We start from the raw sequence: 16668 nt of genomic DNA on the forward strand, positions 1-16668 counted from the left end.
GCTAGTCGCCCTGTTTGGTGGCCGAGCGGAAGATGCGGTCCCAGTTCACCCCGTTAAAGATGCTGCCCTCCTTGACGGAGAACCAGATGAAGAGGGGTTTGCCCAGGATGTGGTCTTCGGGCACGAAGCCCCAGACGCGGCTGTCTTCGGAGTTATGGCGGTTGTCGCCCATCATCCAGTAGTAGTCCTGCCGGAAGGTGTACTCCTGAATCTCCTCGCCGTTGAGGTAGAAGCGGCCGTTGCGCATTTCGAAGCTCTCGTTCTCCTCGTAGACCTTGATGGGGCGCCAGTACAGCTGGTAGTTCCTTTCGTCGAGGGTGACCGTCATGCCCCGGGCGGGGATCACGATGGGGCCGAAGTTGTCGACCGTCCAGTCGCCGAAGTACTTGGCACTGTGGGGGTAAAGGCGGACGCCATTGGGGGCAGTCTGGTCGAAAAAGTCCACTTCCAGGCCAGGGTCGCCGGCCTTCAGGGCGGCCAGCTGATCCTCGTCGAGGAACATGACGAAACTGGTGGCGTTGCGCTGCTGCACGTCGTCGGCGCTGATGCCCATATCGCTCCAGCCGCTGCGGTTGGGCGGACCGGTGAAGGTCAGGTCGTAGAGAAATTGTACGTTTTCGGGGTGGGCCACTTGCTCCCCGTTGATGTAGAGGTCGCGGTTGCGGATCTCGAGCGTCTCGCCGGGCAGGCCCACGGCGCGCTTCACGTAGTGGTCTTTCTTGTCGCGGGGGCGGGTCACCAGTTCCACCTGTCCGCTGCGGATCGCCGCGGCGGCATTCGCGTCGATGTTCCCCATCTCGTAGTCGTTGGCCGAGTAGGTGCGGTAGGGGAAGATGTAGACGCTGTCGCCCGAGGGCACGTTGAAGACGACGGGGTCGTAGCGGTCGATCTCTTCCAGGGCCGGCAGGCGGCGGTAGGGCAGGCTGGCCCCGTCGATGTAGCTCTCGCCGTTAACCACCGGGGCCCGGTTGTGGACCAGGGGCAGCATCAGAATGGTTTCGGGCAGCCGCAGTCCGTAGTTGACCTTGGAGACGAAGAGGAAGTCCCCCACGTTCAGGTTGCCCTCCATCGAGGGGGTGGGGATGATGTAGCTTTCGATCAGCAGCAGGCGGATCAGGGCCGCGGCGAAGATGGCGAAGATGGCCGCCTCGGCCCAGTCGCGCAGTACCGGTTTGGCGAAGGGGGCCTGGTTGCGCAGTTTGCGGACCTCGCGCTGGTCCCCGGATTTCTCCGCGGCGGCCAGGCGGGACTGCCATTCACGCTCTTCCACCAGGATGGGCCCGCGGTAGACGGGGTCCTGGCCACCCAGCCAGCCGAAGTACCCCCAGCTGGCGACTACGGAAAGGACGTGCTCAAAGAAATTGAAGCGGTTGAAGGAGCGCGCCAGGTCCACCATCAGACCGGCGAACCAGATCATGTTGAAGTAGGGGATCAGCAGCAGCAGGCTGTAGCTGCCCTTGCGGCCCACGAGCTCCGATACCACCCACATATTGTAGCCCGGAATCAGGGCGTGGTTGGCCGGACGGCCGGCGCGGGGAAAAAGTCGGTAAAGGGCCAGGCTGAGGCCAATGTAGCCCAGCAGCAGCACCCAGGTCAACCAAGTCATAGTTCTTCTTTCTTAATAGCGGCGGCGAAGGTACGCCTTTAGCCAGGGTCTCAGGGGCGGTTTTCGACGAATCCCTCGATCCAGAGTTTGTGGCCGCCGCGCTGTCCGTCGAAAAATACCTTGACGTACTTGCGGTAGGCCCCCGCCACGTCGGCGTCGAAGGTAACCGTCAGGCTGCCCGTTTCTCCGGGGGCTACGGCCGTGTCCTGCCACTCAGTAGCGGTGCAGCCGCAGCCCACCCGTACGTTGTCGATGACCACCGGCGCCTCCGTCAGGTTGCGGAAGCGAAAGGTGTGGCTGACGGGTTCGCCGACGAAGGTGTCGGGCAGGGTAACGGTGGCGGGGTCCAGCCATTCGATGGGCTCCGGGGTGACGGGCAGCAGCATCAGGGGCAACAGGAGGAGGAGTGGCAGCATAGGTTGGTAAACGTCGGCGGGGCGCGGCTATTTCGTTAAGGAACTCCTATACTTGCCCCCCGGCGTATCCCCGCAGTGATCCGGGGCATTCTATGCCCAGACAAAACATACCCATGAAAAAGCTTTTTCTCAGCCTCGCCTTCGTTTTCGGCTTCGCCGTTACCGCCTTCTCCCAGGTCGTGGTCGACGGCGTCAACATCAACAACCTCCAGGAAGTCCAGATGGTCCGCATGATCGCCCAGGAGCGGTTCCTGTCCAACAAGGTGACCATCTTCATCGATTACGGACAGAGCATCAACGGCGGCTCCCGCAACCGGATGGAAGTGATCGACCCCAATAACGGAGAACGCATCAAGTTCAACAGCGTGATGCACGCCGTGAACTACCTCATCGCCAACGGCTGGCGCTACGTAGAGGCCATGGTCCTGCCCAGTGAAGGCAACGCCAGCTCCACCGGCGGCAGCACCCAGTACCTCTTCGTGCGGGAAGCCGCCTAGGACTAGACCCTAGACCAGCTTGACTTCAAACACATGGGCCGGCCAGAAACCGGGGTCCAGGCGCACGTAGTTGGCACCGCTGTTCCACCAGTAGGTAGCCCCTGACAGCAGGTCGAGGACCTGGAAGTTGCGGTTTCCTACGATTTCGGTGGGCACGCCGCAGTAGCCGTCCTGGGGGTGGTGGGGGTCGAAGTTGACGATACACCAGATGATGCTGCTGCGGTCGTCGGTGTACTTCACGTAGCTCAGCAGGTTCGGGTTGTTGCTGTCGGTGAAGACGATGTTGTTCGTCTGCTGCAGGGCCGGGTGCTCCTTCCGGATGCGGTTAATGCGGCGGTAGGTATCCGTGATGCGGTTGCGGTACGACCAGTCGTAGTGACGGGCCATGTACTTCTCGCTGTCGTAGTATTCTTCCTTGCCGTTGGTGTTGCCGCGGTTTTCCATCAGCTCGTAACTGGGGCCGTACACCCCGTAGCTGCTCGACAGGGTAGCGGCCAGCAGCAGTCGCTTGACGAACTGGTTCTCGTTGGCCCCCATCATCTCGTAGGCCAGGATATCGGGGGTGTTGGGCCAGAAGTTGGGCTGCATGTAATCGGCCAGCTCCGTGGTCGTCAGCTCCTCGAGGTACTCCCGCAGCTCCGCGGCTGTATTCCGCCAGGTGAAGTAGGTGTAACTCTGCTGGAAGCCGCGCTTGGCGAGTTCCGCCATGATGGCCGGACGGGTGAAGGCCTCGGCCAGGAAGATTACGTCGGGGAAGCGTTCGTTCGTTTCGCGGATGATGTATTCCCAGAAGCGGTAGGGCTTGGTGTGGGGGTTGTCTACCCGGAAGATCCGCACGCCAGCCTCACACCAGTAGAGGGTCACCTCCAGCAGTTCCTTCCAGAGGGCCTTCCAGTCTTCGGTCTCGAAGTTGATCGGGACGATGTCCTGGTACTTCTTCGGTGGGTTCTCCGCGTACATGATGGACCCATCCGGCCGCCAGATGAACCACTCGGGGTGCTCCTTGATGTAGGGGTGATCGGGAGCGCACTGGAAAGCGAGGTCCAGCGCGATCTCCATGCCGTGCTCCTGGGCCCGGGCCATCAGTCGCTGGTAATCGTCCAGACTGCCCAGGGCGGGGAGTATGTCCTTGTGGCCGCCCTCGTGGGAGCCGATGGCCCAGGGGCTGCCGGGTTCCCCTTCCATGGCCTCCACGGCGTTGTTGCGTCCCTTGCGGTTGCGGTATCCAATCGGGTGAATGGGAGGGAAGTAGAGCACGTCAAAACCAAACTCCTGGATGCGGGGCAGGAGCTGCTCCACGTCGTTGAAGGTTCCGTTGCGGTTGATGTCCGGCGAAGCCGAGCGGGGGAAGATCTCGTACCAGCTGCTGAACCGCTCCTTCTTGCGGCCCACCTTCACCTTCAGTCCGCGGTCGTAGACGGTGGTCATCCGGCGCAGGGGATAGTCGTGCAGCAGCTGGGCAAAGTGCTCACTCAGCACGTAGGCCACGGCTTCCTCTTCCTGACCGCCGAGGCGCTGGATGGCCTCCGTGACGCGGTGGTGGTCGTCGCCCTCCAGCTGATCGGCCTTTTCGCTCAGGAAGTTGGCGCCGATGCGCAGTTCCACGCCCATTTCCTGACCGTCCGCCTGCTTTTTCTTGAATCCCTTGTACCAGGTTTTCAGGTGGTCCACCCAGGCCACGAGGCGGTACTCATAGAAGCCCTGCTCGTCGACCCGGAATGCGCCTTTCCAGCGGTCATTGGGCTCCTCCTCCATTTCGGTCAGTTGCCACTGTTCGGCCCCGTCCTTGCGGTATTCGATCAGGGCCCGCAGGTAATCGTGGCTGTCGCCGAAAATGGTAGCGGTGACGTTTACCAACTCGCCGACCACGCGCTTTACGGGAAATCTTCCGTTGTTGATCTGGGGGGTGACGTGGTCGATTACGGTGCGGTTCTGCATGGAGTAGTGTGTGGGTTAACTAAAGGCATAGAAACAATACCGTGGCCGGACGTTCACTTCGACCCGGTGAATTTCTGGGGTGAAGATAGGCCAGCAGGTTCTTGCGTGTCTTGCGGACAGTAATACGGCGGCCCGCACCTTATCTTCGCGACCCAAACAGAATCACGGAGGTCAGGCCTCCACCTAAAAATCACCATATATATGGTTTACGATCTTATCGTTGTCGGAAGTGGCCCCGGCGGTTACGTGGCCGCCATCCGGGCCGCCCAGCTGGGCATGAAGGTTGCCGTCGTAGAGCGCGAAAGCCTCGGCGGTATCTGTCTGAACTGGGGTTGTATCCCCACCAAGGCACTGCTGAAGAGCGCCCAGGTCTTTGAATACATCAGCCACGCGGCCGACTACGGGATTGAAGTAGCCGAGCCCCGGGCCGACTTTGACAAGATGATCGGCCGCAGCCGCGGCGTGGCCGACGGCATGAGCAAGGGCATCAACTTCCTGTTCCGCAAGAACAAGATTGATGTACTCTCGGGCACCGGCAAGCTCATCCGCGGCAAGAAGGTGGAAGTCACCGACGCCGACGGGAAAGCCACCACCTACGACGCCCAGCACATTATCGTGGCCACCGGCACCCGGGCCCGCCAGCTGCCCAACCTGCCCATCGACGGCAAGAAGATCATCGGCTACCGCGAAGCCATGACCCTGCCCAAGCAGCCCAAGCGGATGGTCGTAGTTGGGGCCGGCGCCATCGGCGTGGAGTTCGCCTACTTCTACAACAGCATCGGTACGGAAGTCACCATCGTGGAGTTCCTCGAGCAGGGGCTGGTCCCGCGGGAAGACGCCGACGTATCCAAGGAGCTGACCAAGATCTACAAGAAGAAGGGCATCAAAACCCTCGCCAACACCAGCGTGGAGCGGGTCGATACCTCGGGAGATACCCTGAAGGTCACCACCAAGAACCGCAAGTCGGGTAAGGAAGAGGTGATCGAGTGCGACGTGGTGCTCTCCGCCGCCGGCGTCACCCCGAACACCGAAAACATCGGCCTGGAGGACCTCGGCGTGAAGACCGACCGCGGCATCATCCAGGTGGACGATATGTACCGCACCAACGTGCCCGGCATTTACGCCATCGGCGACGTCATCCCCGGCCCCGCCCTGGCCCACGTGGCCAGCGCTGAAGGCATCATCTGCGTGGAGAACATCTCCGGAATGAAGCCCGAGCCCCTGGACTACAACAACATCCCGGGCTGTACCTACTGCTCGCCCGAAGTCGCCAGCGTAGGCTACACCGAGCAGGCCGCCCGCGAAGCCGGCTACGAGATCAAGGTGGGCAAGTTCCCCTTCTCCGCCTCCGGAAAGGCCAGCGCCGCCGGCGCCAAGGAAGGTTTCGTGAAGGTGATTTTCGATGCCAAGTACGGCGAATGGTTGGGTGCCCACATGATCGGCAGCAACGTCACCGAAATGATCGCCGAAGTAGTGGCCAGCCGCAAGCTGGAAACCACCGGCCACGAAATCATCAAGACCGTCCACCCTCACCCCACCATGAGCGAGGCGGTGATGGAAGCTACCGCCGCGGCCTACGACGAGGTGATTCACCTGTAGCCGGCCTTAACACCGACACTCGAACGCCCCGCGTAGCCTTGGCTGCGCGGGGCGTTTCATTGAGGACCGCAGCGAAATGTCCGACCCCCAACGAGAAAAGCCCCGACGAGAGCAAGCTTCGTCGGGGCTTTGATTATTACCACAGAGGGTAGGGGGACTAGGCCTCCTCGGTCTCCTCGATTTTCTTGGCGAACCGGCTCTTGCCGAATTTTTTGTTGAACTTGTCGATCCGGCCGGCGGTATCCACGTACTGCATCTTACCGGTGAAGAAGGGGTGGCTCTCGCTGGAGATCTCCAGTTTGATAAGGGGGTACTCCTTGCCGTCTTCGAAGGTGTCGGTGTCGCGCGTCTTGGCGCAGGATTTGCCCAGCCAGCTTACGTTCGCGTTGATGTCACGGAAAATTACCGTGCGGTAGGATTCGGGGTGCAGCTCCTTTTGCATCGCTATCTATTTTTTGGAGCGCAAAGGTAAGGAATTTCCGTGAAAACCAAGCATTTGTTTCCCCTTGCCTTGGAAAGGTGGGTACTTTCCCCGCGCACGACCGCCCGCGCCCCCCCGACGGTCGTGTTATCTTTGCCCCGTGAAACCCTGGTCCAGTCTGCTTATCGCCCTCCACCTTGCGGCCCCGCCCCTGGCCGGACAGGCGGTGCAGATCACGGAAATGATGGTGGATCCCACCCCGGTCGTGGGTTTGCCCGATGCGGAATACGTGGAGGTATACAACGCTGGCAATGAAGCGGTTGACCTAAGTCAGTTGGCGATCTCCAGCGGGGGCAGGGCGGTTACCGCGGGTGCCGGGGAATCCCCCCTGGAAGCCGGGGAATACGCCGTGCTGGTCCGGGAAGAATACGTCCAGGATTTCACCCGCCTCGGCGCTCGTGCCGTAGCCCTTCGTCTGCCTCCCCTGGCCAACAACGGCGATGAAATTACCCTGCTCCTGGGCGCTGATACCGTCCAACACATTCGCTATACCCCAGCTTGGTACAACGATACGGATCGCGACGGCGGGGGCTACAGCCTGGCCTACACCGGCAGCGGAGCCGGGGACTGCGGCGGCAACTGGCGCGCCAGCACCCACCCCGACGGCGGTACGCCAGGACGCGAGAACGAGGTGTATGGACAGCGGGCCGATCAACAGCCGCCCCGGCCCCAGACCTGGGAGATTACGGAGCATGGCTTTACGATAACCTTCGATGAGCCGGTAGCCGGACCGGTCTATTTCACCGTGGCGGACCTACCGCTGGCCGGCGCCACGGAGGACGGCCACACCTACCACCTGGCCTTCCCGGTGGAACGGGGGCAGATCTACCGGCTAACTGTCCTGGCCGACTACGCCGATTGCGCGGGTAACTACGCCGACCGGGATCAGGTACTTGAACTTCTCCTGGCCGACGACCCCGCTCCGGGTGACCTGGTGATTAACGAGATCCTGTTCGACCCCGCTCCGGGGGGGAGTGAATTCGTGGAGGTGGTCAACGTTTCCAGTTCGGCCATTGACCTGAACGGGCTGCAGCTGCACAACCGCAACTCCGCCCACCGTCCGAAGGTGATCGACCGTACGCATTTATTGCCTGCAGGTGGCTACGTCGTTTTCACCCCGGACCGTCAGGATTTACTGCAGCGGTTTTCCGGCGTGGATTCCGGCCGGGTGGTAGAAATGCCACTGCCCAGTCTGCCCGACGCCGGCGGGAACATCACCCTGTCCGGGGCGGACGACCGCGTACTCGAGTCGGTGGATTACCACCCCGACTATCACAACCCCTTGCTGAGCACGGTGAGCGGAGTCAGTCTCGAACGGCTGGGGTTTCACCTGGCGGCTGATGTAGCGGACCACTGGTCCTCCGCTTCCCGGGAATCGGGATTCGGGACGCCCACCCGTCCGAACTCCCAGGCGTACGCCGGAACCCTGCCTTCCTCCTTCCACCTCGCAGCCCTGAGTCCCACCGTAAGCCCGGACGGCGACGGCTTCGAGGATGAGTACCTACTCCACTACCGGGCCGACGCCCCGGGGTACCTGGCCAATCTTCACGTCTTCGCGCTGTCGGGACGGCGGGTGGTGGCTCCCCACGCGGCCAGTCTGCTCGGTACGACCGGTGAACTGAGCTGGGATGGGCGGGCCGACGACGGCACCCGCGTAGCGCCCGGCCCTTACGTCGTGGTGGTCGAACTCTTTACCGCTGATGGCCGCGCCCATCAGCACAAATCAGTCGCCGTAGTGGCGGAAAGCCGATGATGTCGCTCGACCTGACCCTGCTGGAGTTTTTCAATCAGCAGTTAGCCAACCCCTTTCTCGATGCCGTGCTCCCCGTCTACCGCGATAAGCTGACGTGGATTCCACTATACGCCTTGCTGTTGTGGCTGATGTACCGGAAGTGGGGGATGAGACGAACACTTTATCTGCTGCTCTGTATTGGCCTGGTTATCACCGTGGCGGACCAGCTGGCCGCCACGGTGATCAAGCCCTGGGTGGGGCGATTGCGCCCCTGCGCCGATCCGGAGCTGAGCGGGAGTGTGCGGGCCCTGGTGTCCTGCGGCGGCAAGTACAGCTTCCCCTCGAATCATGCCACCAACCACTTCGCCCTGGCTACCATGCTGTCGCTTACCCTGGTGGACCGCTGGTACTGGCGGTTGCTGCTGGTGCTGTGGGCCGCGTCGATTGCCCTGGCGCAGGTGTACGTGGGCAAACATTTTCCCGGCGATATTCTGGCCGGCGCCCTGCTGGGGACGGCCGTTGCCCTGCTTGGGGTGGTCCTCTTCCGCTACCTGAGCCGGCGGTGGGCTTAACCTATTCCCCGGCCGTGGCGTTTGCCTAGCTCCGATACCCCTCACTATGGCCGTTTGGCAGTACATCCTTTTGTTTTCTACCGCCCTGGTCGGCGGTGGTGCCGCCCTGGTGGGTGACCAACGCCTCCGCAAGTTTTTGCCCACGCTGCTGTCTTTCAGCGGCGCGTATCTGCTTGGTATCGCGGCCCTGGAATTGATCCCCGACGTGTTCGGGCAGGGCGCCGCCTCCGCCGGTCCCTGGTTGTTGTTGGGCTTTTTTATCCAGTTGTTGCTGGAGGGCTTCAGTCAGGGGGTGGAACACGGACACGTGCACGCCCACCGCGGGCAGGGGATGGGGTTTGCCGTCGGCATCATGTTCGGACTGGGGGTACACGCCCTGCTGGAGGGGTTGCCCCTCGGAGCGGGGGAAACCCACGCGGGGGGCCACCATTTCCACGATGAGCACCTGCTGTACGGTATCGCCATGCACAAGTTGCCGGCGGCCTTTGCCCTGGGATTGCTGCTGCGGGGGTCGGGCTACTCCCGGGCGTTTGTCTGGACCTGTCTGGGCATCTTCGGGTCACTCTCGCCGATCGGGGTGGGACTGGGGCAGGTGCTCAGCATCGATCCGGAATGGCGACTGCGTATCCTCGCGCTGGTGGTGGGCAGCTTCCTCCACATCTCCACGACTATCCTTTTCGAGGCCGACGGCAGCCACCGCCACGGCATCTCCGTCACCAAGTTCCTGATCATCATCGCGGGCATGGGAGTGGCTTACCTCACGGTGCATTGAACCTGCGCCAGCCGCCCCACCTTACCGCACTTTCCTCATGGCTGCACTTTCCGCCTATTCTTCCCGGACCATCGGCATGCTGTGCCTGCTCCTGGGAGCGGTGCTGTTCAGCTCCAAGGGGGTGATCATCAAGCTGGCCTACGAATACGGGGTCAGCAGCATCAGTCTGCTGGGGCTGCGCATGATCTTCTCGCTGCCCCTGTTCCTGCTCATCGGTTACTTCCGAGGCCGGAAACGCCGGCACGCCGAGCCCCTTACGGCCCGGGACCTGGGCACCATCCTGTTGCTGGGGGTAGTGGGCTACTACCTGGCGAGCTACACCGACTTCCTGGGGCTGCAGTACATCACCGCCGGGATGGAACGGGTGATCCTCTTCACTTACCCCACCATGGTGCTGATCATGCAGCGAATTGTTTTCGGCACCCCCATCCGCCCGGTACAGTGGGTGGCTACCGGAATTTGCTACCTGGGGATATTCATAGCCTTCAGCGGGTCGGACCTTTCCGCCGGCAGTGATTTTCTGAAGGGAGCGGCCCTCGTGCTGCTGAGCGCCCTGCTCTACGCGAGCTACATCATCGGCAGCGGCCGCCTGGCCCCCCGGCTCGGCAACATCCGGTTTACCAGCCTGGCGCTCATCACCTCTTCCCTGGCCGTGATCACCCACGTGAGCCTCAGTTCCGATCCCCTGCTCGGATTGCCGACGGAGGTATACGTATACGGGGCGGTGATGGCGGCCTTCTGTACCGTGGCGCCGAGTTACCTGGTCACGGAAGGGGTCAAGCGCCTGGGGGCGGGCGACGCGGCCATCATTGGAGCCGTGGGGCCGGTGGCCACCATTCTGCTGGAATACCTGGTGCTCGAGGAGCACATCAACGTTCTCCAGGGCGTGGGTGCGGTATTCATCATTGGCGGAGTCATAATCATCGGGCGCAGCAAGGGGTAACCCAACAAATTGTGGTATCTTGTCCCCGTTAAACCTCAAGAAATGGCCAAAGTCAAAGTAGCGTTCTTCTGTACCAACTGCGGAGCGGAGAGTCCCAAGTGGATGGGACAATGCACCTCCTGCAAATCGTGGAATACCCTGGTGGAGGAGAAGGTGGTGCAAACCAAGAACGACCGCATTACCCAGCAGCCGGACTGGCGTTCGGTGGGCAACGGAGCCGCCGCGGCCGCCGCCGGGCCCATCGGGAAGGGGCCACGCCCCGTACGCCTCGACGAAGTGACGGCCGGGGAGGTGCAGCGGCTGATCGCACCCGACCGCGAACTCAACCGCGTGCTGGGCGGCGGCATCGTCCCCGGCAGCATCGTGCTGTTTGGCGGCCAACCCGGCATTGGGAAATCCACCCTGCTGTTGCAACTGGCCCTGCGCCTCGGCAAGCGGGTGCTCTACGTCAGCGGGGAGGAAAGCGAGGAGCAGATCAAGATGCGGGCCGACCGCCTCGGGGGCTCCATGGACAACTGCTACCTCCTCACTGAAACGAATACCGACAAGCTGCTCAAGCACGCGGCCAACCTGAAACCCGACCTGGTGATCGCCGATTCCATCCAGACCCTCGCCAGTCCCCACGTGGAAAGCATGGCGGGCACGGTAAGCCAGGTACGGGAATGTGCCGCCGAGCTGCAACGCTTCGCGAAGGAAAGCGGGATACCCGTCTTCCTCATCGGCCACATTACGAAAGAGGGCAGCATCGCCGGGCCTAAATTGCTGGAACACATCGTGGATGCCGTCCTGCAGTTCGAGGGGGACCGCAACTACACCTACCGCATCCTGCGCACCCTGAAGAACCGCTTCGGCTCCACCGACGAGCTCGGCATCTATCAGATGGAGACCGAAGGCCTGCGGGAAGTGTCCAACCCCAGCGAGCTGCTGCTGAGCGAGCGGGACGAGAACCTGTCGGGTTCCGCCGTATGTGCCACCCTGGAAGGGATGCGCCCCATGCTGATCGAGGTGCAGGCACTGGTTAGCGCGGCCGTTTACGGTACGCCCCAGCGGTCGGCTACCGGATTTGACCTGCGGCGGTTGTCGATGCTGTTGGCCGTTTTGGAGAAGCGGGCGGGACTTTCGCTGGGCAACCAGGACGTGTTTCTGAATATCGCCGGCGGACTGCGGGTGGACGATCCGGCGATCGACCTGTCCATCATCGCGGCGCTGCTTTCTTCGGCCCAGGACGTCATGGTTTCTCCCGATCTCTGCTTCGCCGGCGAGGTGGGGCTGAGCGGGGAGATCCGGGCCGTCACCCGCATCGAGCAGCGCATTCAGGAGGCCGACCGCCTGGGCTTCCGGGGCATCTATGTCAGCAAGTACAATGTGAAAGGAATTGACCCGGACCGCTACAGTATCCGCATCCATACCGTAGCTACGGTGAGGGAGCTCTACGAGGAGTTGTTCGCCTAAAAGACCGACAGCAGCCGGTTCAGGAGTCGCCGCTGGTCGACGATTACTGTCGCATCACCCTGGAGGAAAGGGTCGGGGGTGATGGAGTGCCCGGTGCTGGTAACCAGCCCCTTGGGAAAGGCCACCTGCACCGGGATCTTGCCCTCTACGGGGACCAGTCCGACGGAAGCAATCTGTCCGGTTACCGAGCCGTACTCCAGGGCCGGCCACTTCGGAAAATCCACCACCACCCGCTGCCCGGCCTCGATGCGGCCGCTGCCGCGAACGTCGAGTTCCATGCGGCCGATGGTGCCGCCGGCGTTGAGGGGCAGAACCGTGGCCAGGAGTTTGCCTTCGGCCAGGTAGTTTCCTTCCTGCACCTCCGGGCTCAGCACCACCTTGCCGGCTACCGGACTCACCGTGGTATAGTCCCGTTTCCAGCGGGTGACGGCGTTCTGCAGCGCGTCGTAGGCCTCCCGCAATTCGATGCCGGCCTGCTGGGTGCTGCCCTGCTGGCCGGAGCGGTAGGATTCAATCTGGTTGCGCATCAGTTCCACGGCGAAGCTCGTCGACCGCAGTTTGCTGGTGTTCCTTTGCAGGTCTTCCTCGGCCCGCTCCAGTCGCTGCTGGGCACTGGTGAGCCGTTCGGTGAACTGTACGCCATTGGTGGAGAGCTCTTCCTCGCGGTCCAGGGCCACCCGGGCGTTAACGACTTCATCCCGGAGGGTTTCCTCCCGACCCCGCAGCACCCTTACTTCCCGTTCTTCCCGGGCAATCATGGCCTCCAGTTCCTTGGAGGTGTAGGCGTCAAGGCGGCGGGCGGCCAGGTTGCGGTAGAGGGCCTGCTTTTCCTGGAACTGGTAAACGGCGTCCTGCATATCGCCCAGGACCAGGGTGGGGGGGATGTCCAGCAGCAGCAGGGCGCTGGGTTCCAGGCTCTTCTGGTTCAGCAGTTGATCCTCCAGATAAAGCACGTGCTCGAAGCGGGCCTCGCCCCGGCGGGCCACCAGCAAGGTCTGACCGGCCTCTACGGTATCGCCGCTGGCCACGAGCAGCCGCTGCACGTCGAACCCCTGCTTGGCTTCCAGCTGGCGGGGCGGGTCGACGGTGGTGAGTACCAGCTCGCCGCGCAGGGTGGTGGGGTAATGGTAAAAGGAGGCAAGGATGACCAAGCCGGCGATGAGGCCGGCCAGCAGAAGGGTACCGTTGCGCATCACCCACCCGGCGGGGGTGCCGATGATCTCGTTGACTTCCTGGGAGCGTTGGGCGGGTTCCATAGCGTCAGCTGCCAAGCAGGGTTTGGTTCTTGACCAGGCGGTAGTAACTGTTGCGACCGGCCATCAGATCGGAGTGGCTGCCCCTCTCGACAACTTTGCCGTCCTCCACCACGATGATGTGGTCGGCCTGCTCGAAAGTGGCGTAGCGGTGGGCCACGATGACGACGGTGGAGCCGCGCAGGTATTCGAAGAGGTTGTCCATGATGGTCACCTCGGTGAAGGCGTCCAGGCCACTGGTGGGCTCATCGAGGAAGACGAAGGGGGGCTGGTGGTAGATGGCCCGGGCGATCAGGATGCGCTGCTGCTCCCCCTTGCTGAGACTTGCTCCGCTGGCCCCGATGCGGGTGTGGTAGCCTTCGGGTAGCCGCTCGATGAACCGCTCGGCCTGAGCGATCTTCACCGCCCGCAGCAGCCGGTGCTCGTCGATGACGCCTTCCCCCATCACGATGTTGCGGGCCACGGTGTCGCTGAAGATGTAGCCGTCCTGGCTCACCACCCCAAGGTTCTTGCGCCAGAAGGCGGGATCGATGCTGCTCAGCTTGGTGCCGTCGAGGAGTACCTCGCCCTCCAGGGGTTGGTAGAAACCGATGAGCAGCTTCAGCAGGGTGGATTTTCCGCTGCCGGAAGCCCCTACGATGGCGGTGATCTTGCCGGCCGGGATGTCGGCGTTCACCTGGTGGAGGACGGTGGCGGCGCCCGGGGAATTGTAGCGGAAGGAAACGTCGCGCAGGGCCAGGTGACCTTCTCCGGGAATGACGCTCAGCCGGTGGCCGTCGCCGGAGTGCTCGTCTTCCTTGTTGTAGATCTCGTTCATCCGCTCCAGGCTGATCGCGCTTTCCTGGTAGCCGCGGAAGAACTCGCTCAGGTCTTCAATCGGGCTGTTCAGCTGGGCCACGATGTAGTGGATGGCGACCAGCGCCCCGATGGTGAGGGAACCGTCGACCACGGCCAGGGCGGCCACGAGGGTGATGGACAGGTTCTTGACCGTATCGATGAGGTTGCCCGCGGTGCGCTGGTACTGGTCGAGCTTGTTCAGCTTCAGGCGGGTCTGGTAGAGGCCGGCCCGGCGGCGTTCCCAGGCCCAGCGCTTGTGGCGGGCGGCGTCGTTCTGTTTGATCTCCTCGATGCCTTCGATGATCTCCATCAGCTGCTCCTTGTTCCGGGCCGACTGCTCGAAATAGCGGAAATCCAGTTCGCGGCGGTGGCGCTGCAGATAGCCCACCCAGAGGAAGTTGATGAGGGTGCCGAACAGAAAGATGGCGAAGATGGTCAGGTTCCAGATCGCCAGTACCACGGCGAAGACCAGGAAGTTGAGGAGGTTGAACACCCGCAGCAGGGTAGTGCCCGTCATGAAGTCCTGCAACCGCTCGTGGTCGCTCAGCCGCTGGAAGATGTCGCCCCGGCTGCGGCTGTCGAAGAACTCCATCGGCAGCCGGGTCAGTTTGCTGATGTAGTCGCTGACGAGGCTCACGTCGACCCGCCCGCCAATGTGGGTGAGGATGTACTGTCGCAAGGCCCCCAAGAGGATCATGGTGAACAGCAGCACCGCCTGGGCCACCACCACCAGGACGATGAAGTGGGGGTCGTTCAGGACGATGCCGAAGTCGACCATGCTCTTGAGCAGGAAGGGCATGGCCAACTGCAGCAGCAGCGCCAGCAGGAGTCCTCCCCCCAGGTTGGTGAGGAGTTTGCTGTAGTTGAGCACGTACTGCAGCACGTAGCGGATGCTGCTCTCGTCGTTGCCTACGGGCTGCCGCTGGCGGAAGGCCGGAGTAGGTTCGAGCACCAGCACGTTGCCGACGTACTCATTGTTGTCGTTCACCCCGTGCGACCAACCCGCCACGAAAGCTACGCGGTCGAGTTCCGTCTTGCCCACCGAGGGGTCGGGGTCGGCGATGGAGAAGCGGCCGTCCTTTACGCCGTAGAGTACCACAAAGTGATCGCCCTTCCAGGGCAGGATGCAGGGGGTGGGGATCTCGTCTTCCATCTGCTGCAGGCTGGCCGGTAGGGCCAGGGTTTGCAGTCCGATGCTTTCGGCTCCCTCGCTGATGCCCAGCAGGCTTACCCCTTCGCGGCTGATGCGGGTGCGTTCGCGCAACTCCTCCAGCCCGTATTCCTGCCCGTGCGCCCTCGCCACCATCCTCAGGCAGGCGGCGCCGCAGTCCATTTCCTCAAACTGCTGGTAATAGGTAAATCCGAGCATGATGGGTAAAGATAGCAACTTCCCCCCGCCCCAAACCGTTACCTTTGCTTTCCGTTTTGGCCGGGCCCTTGAACCCGCGCGAAAATCAAGTGAGCATGAGCAAATTAGGACGCGTGCTGGTCGCCATGAGCGGCGGCATTGACAGCACGGTAACGGCCATGATCCTGCACGAGCAGGGTTACGAGGTTGTAGGCATAACGATGAAAACCTGGGATTATGCCAATTCCGGGGGTACAAAAAAGGAAACCGGCTGCTGCAGCCTGGATTCCATCAACGACGCCCGGGCCGTGGCCGTGGAAATGGGCTTCCCCCACTTCATCATCGACATACGCGACGAGTTCGGCGACCACGTAATCGACAACTTTGTCGACGAGTACATGGCCGGCCGTACCCCCAACCCCTGCGTGCTCTGCAACACCCACATCAAGTGGAGCGCCCTGCTCAAGCGGGCCGACGCCATGGACTGCGAGTTTATCGCCACGGGCCACTACGCCCAGCTGCGGCAAACCGAGGCCGGGCGGTGGCACGTCCGCAAAAGCGCCGACGACCGCAAGGACCAGAGCTACGTCCTCTGGGGGCTGAGCCAGGAGTGCATGGCGCGCAGCCGCTTCCCCCTGGGTCACATGACCAAACCCGAGGTACGGCAGCTGGCCTACGACTTCGGCTACGAGGAACTGAGCAAGAAAGCCGAGAGCTTCGAGATCTGCTTCGTGCCCGACAACGACTACCGCGGCTTCCTGAAGCGGCGGCTGCCGGAGCTGGAAAAGCAGGTAGCCGGAGGCAAGTTCGTCAATACGGCAGGGGAGGTGATCGGTACCCACGACGGCTACCCCTTCTATACCATTGGCCAGCGCAAGGGCCTGGGGCAGGCCTTCGGACAGCCGATGTACGTCACCAAGATTGATGCCGATACCAATACGGTGACCCTGGGACCGGTGGATGCCCTCGTCAAGAACGGCATGCTGGTGGGTGGGGCCACCCTGCAGAAGTACGCCGAGCTGCCCGCCGACGGACTGGAACTCGTAACGAAGGTGAGGTACAAGGATGCCGGCACCCTCAGTCAGGTGTCCCAACTGTCGCCGAGTCAGTTCGCGGTCGACTTCTACGCCAACGTCCGCGGCGTAGCCCCCGGTCAAAGTGCCGTCTTCTACGAAGGAGACGACGTGGTTGGCGGCGGACTCATCCACGCCTCCCGCTAGGA

Annotated in this window: 14 protein-coding genes; 8 read left to right on the top strand and 6 right to left on the bottom strand. The window is 62.4% G+C overall.

Going from position 1 to position 16668, the window contains the following annotated elements; genetic code table 11:
• Position 1 precedes the first annotated feature (1 nt).
• Together CGL56_RS10265 and CGL56_RS10270 are read right to left on the bottom strand one after the other, a co-directional pair.
• The gene (locus CGL56_RS10265) at positions 2-1606 is read right to left on the bottom strand and encodes a S26 family signal peptidase (protein ID WP_099106447.1); all 1605 of its coding nucleotides are present in this window, start codon (positions 1604-1606) and stop codon (positions 2-4) included.
• A gap of 50 nt (positions 1607-1656) precedes the next feature.
• Positions 1657-2022, bottom strand: coding sequence for a DUF1573 domain-containing protein (locus CGL56_RS10270; RefSeq protein ID WP_099106448.1), 366 nt, complete (start codon positions 2020-2022; stop codon positions 1657-1659).
• Between the two features lie 113 nt (positions 2023-2135).
• Here CGL56_RS10270 and CGL56_RS10275 point away from each other — a divergent pair, with 113 nt between their 5' ends.
• The gene (locus CGL56_RS10275; RefSeq protein ID WP_099106449.1) at positions 2136-2519 is read left to right on the top strand and encodes a hypothetical protein; all 384 of its coding nucleotides are present in this window, start codon (positions 2136-2138) and stop codon (positions 2517-2519) included.
• A 9-nt stretch (positions 2520-2528) separates the two neighbouring features.
• Here the strand turns inward: CGL56_RS10275 and CGL56_RS10280 are convergent, their stop codons facing one another.
• A complete protein-coding gene (locus CGL56_RS10280; RefSeq protein ID WP_099106450.1) occupies positions 2529-4457 on the bottom strand; it encodes an alpha-1,4-glucan--maltose-1-phosphate maltosyltransferase in 1929 nt (642 codons plus the stop codon).
• A gap of 201 nt (positions 4458-4658) precedes the next feature.
• On the opposite strand from CGL56_RS10280, the gene lpdA reads away from it, so the two are divergent.
• Positions 4659-6056, top strand: a complete 1398-nt coding sequence (gene lpdA, locus CGL56_RS10285) for a dihydrolipoyl dehydrogenase (RefSeq protein ID WP_099106451.1) — start codon at positions 4659-4661, stop codon at positions 6054-6056.
• Between the two features lie 157 nt (positions 6057-6213).
• On the opposite strand, the gene CGL56_RS10290 is transcribed toward lpdA, so the two are convergent.
• Entirely contained in the window at positions 6214-6498 is a 285-nt protein-coding gene (locus CGL56_RS10290; RefSeq protein WP_099106452.1) for a type B 50S ribosomal protein L31, read from the bottom strand.
• A 139-nt stretch (positions 6499-6637) separates the two neighbouring features.
• Between CGL56_RS10290 and CGL56_RS10295 the strand changes: the two genes are divergently transcribed.
• From CGL56_RS10295 to radA, 5 genes are read left to right on the top strand one after another with little or no spacing between them, the layout of a single operon-like run.
• Positions 6638-8290: a lamin tail domain-containing protein gene (locus tag CGL56_RS10295; RefSeq protein ID WP_099106453.1), complete on the top strand. Its 1653-nt coding sequence runs from the start codon at positions 6638-6640 to the stop codon at positions 8288-8290.
• Positions 8290-8841, top strand: a complete 552-nt coding sequence (locus CGL56_RS10300) for a phosphatase PAP2 family protein (protein WP_167641551.1) — start codon at positions 8290-8292, stop codon at positions 8839-8841. Before CGL56_RS10295 ends, CGL56_RS10300 begins: the two co-directional genes overlap by 1 nt.
• A 46-nt stretch (positions 8842-8887) precedes the next feature.
• Positions 8888-9613, top strand: coding sequence for a ZIP family metal transporter (locus tag CGL56_RS10305; RefSeq protein WP_099106455.1), 726 nt, complete (start codon positions 8888-8890; stop codon positions 9611-9613).
• A 37-nt stretch (positions 9614-9650) separates the two neighbouring features.
• Positions 9651-10556, top strand: coding sequence for a DMT family transporter (locus tag CGL56_RS10310; RefSeq protein WP_099106456.1), 906 nt, complete (start codon positions 9651-9653; stop codon positions 10554-10556).
• 42 nt (positions 10557-10598) lie between these two features.
• Complete coding sequence (radA, locus tag CGL56_RS10315) at positions 10599-12008, top strand: DNA repair protein RadA (RefSeq protein ID WP_099106457.1); 1410 nt, start codon at positions 10599-10601, stop codon at positions 12006-12008.
• Here radA and CGL56_RS10320 read toward each other — a convergent pair.
• Positions 12005-13279, bottom strand: coding sequence for an HlyD family efflux transporter periplasmic adaptor subunit (locus tag CGL56_RS10320; protein ID WP_143470680.1), 1275 nt, complete (start codon positions 13277-13279; stop codon positions 12005-12007). The two genes, radA and CGL56_RS10320, sit on opposite strands and share 4 nt — an antisense overlap.
• Positions 13269-15467, bottom strand: coding sequence for a peptidase domain-containing ABC transporter (locus CGL56_RS10325; protein ID WP_099106459.1), 2199 nt, complete (start codon positions 15465-15467; stop codon positions 13269-13271). Before CGL56_RS10325 ends, CGL56_RS10320 begins: the two co-directional genes overlap by 11 nt.
• A gap of 95 nt (positions 15468-15562) precedes the next feature.
• Between CGL56_RS10325 and mnmA the strand changes: the two genes are divergently transcribed.
• Positions 15563-16666, top strand: coding sequence for a tRNA 2-thiouridine(34) synthase MnmA (mnmA, locus tag CGL56_RS10330; protein ID WP_099106530.1), 1104 nt, complete (start codon positions 15563-15565; stop codon positions 16664-16666).
• Positions 16667-16668: the final 2 nt, after the last annotated feature.

It is taken from the genome of Neolewinella marina, from assembly GCF_002631205.1.
GTDB lineage: Bacteria > Bacteroidota > Bacteroidia > Chitinophagales > Saprospiraceae > Neolewinella > Neolewinella marina.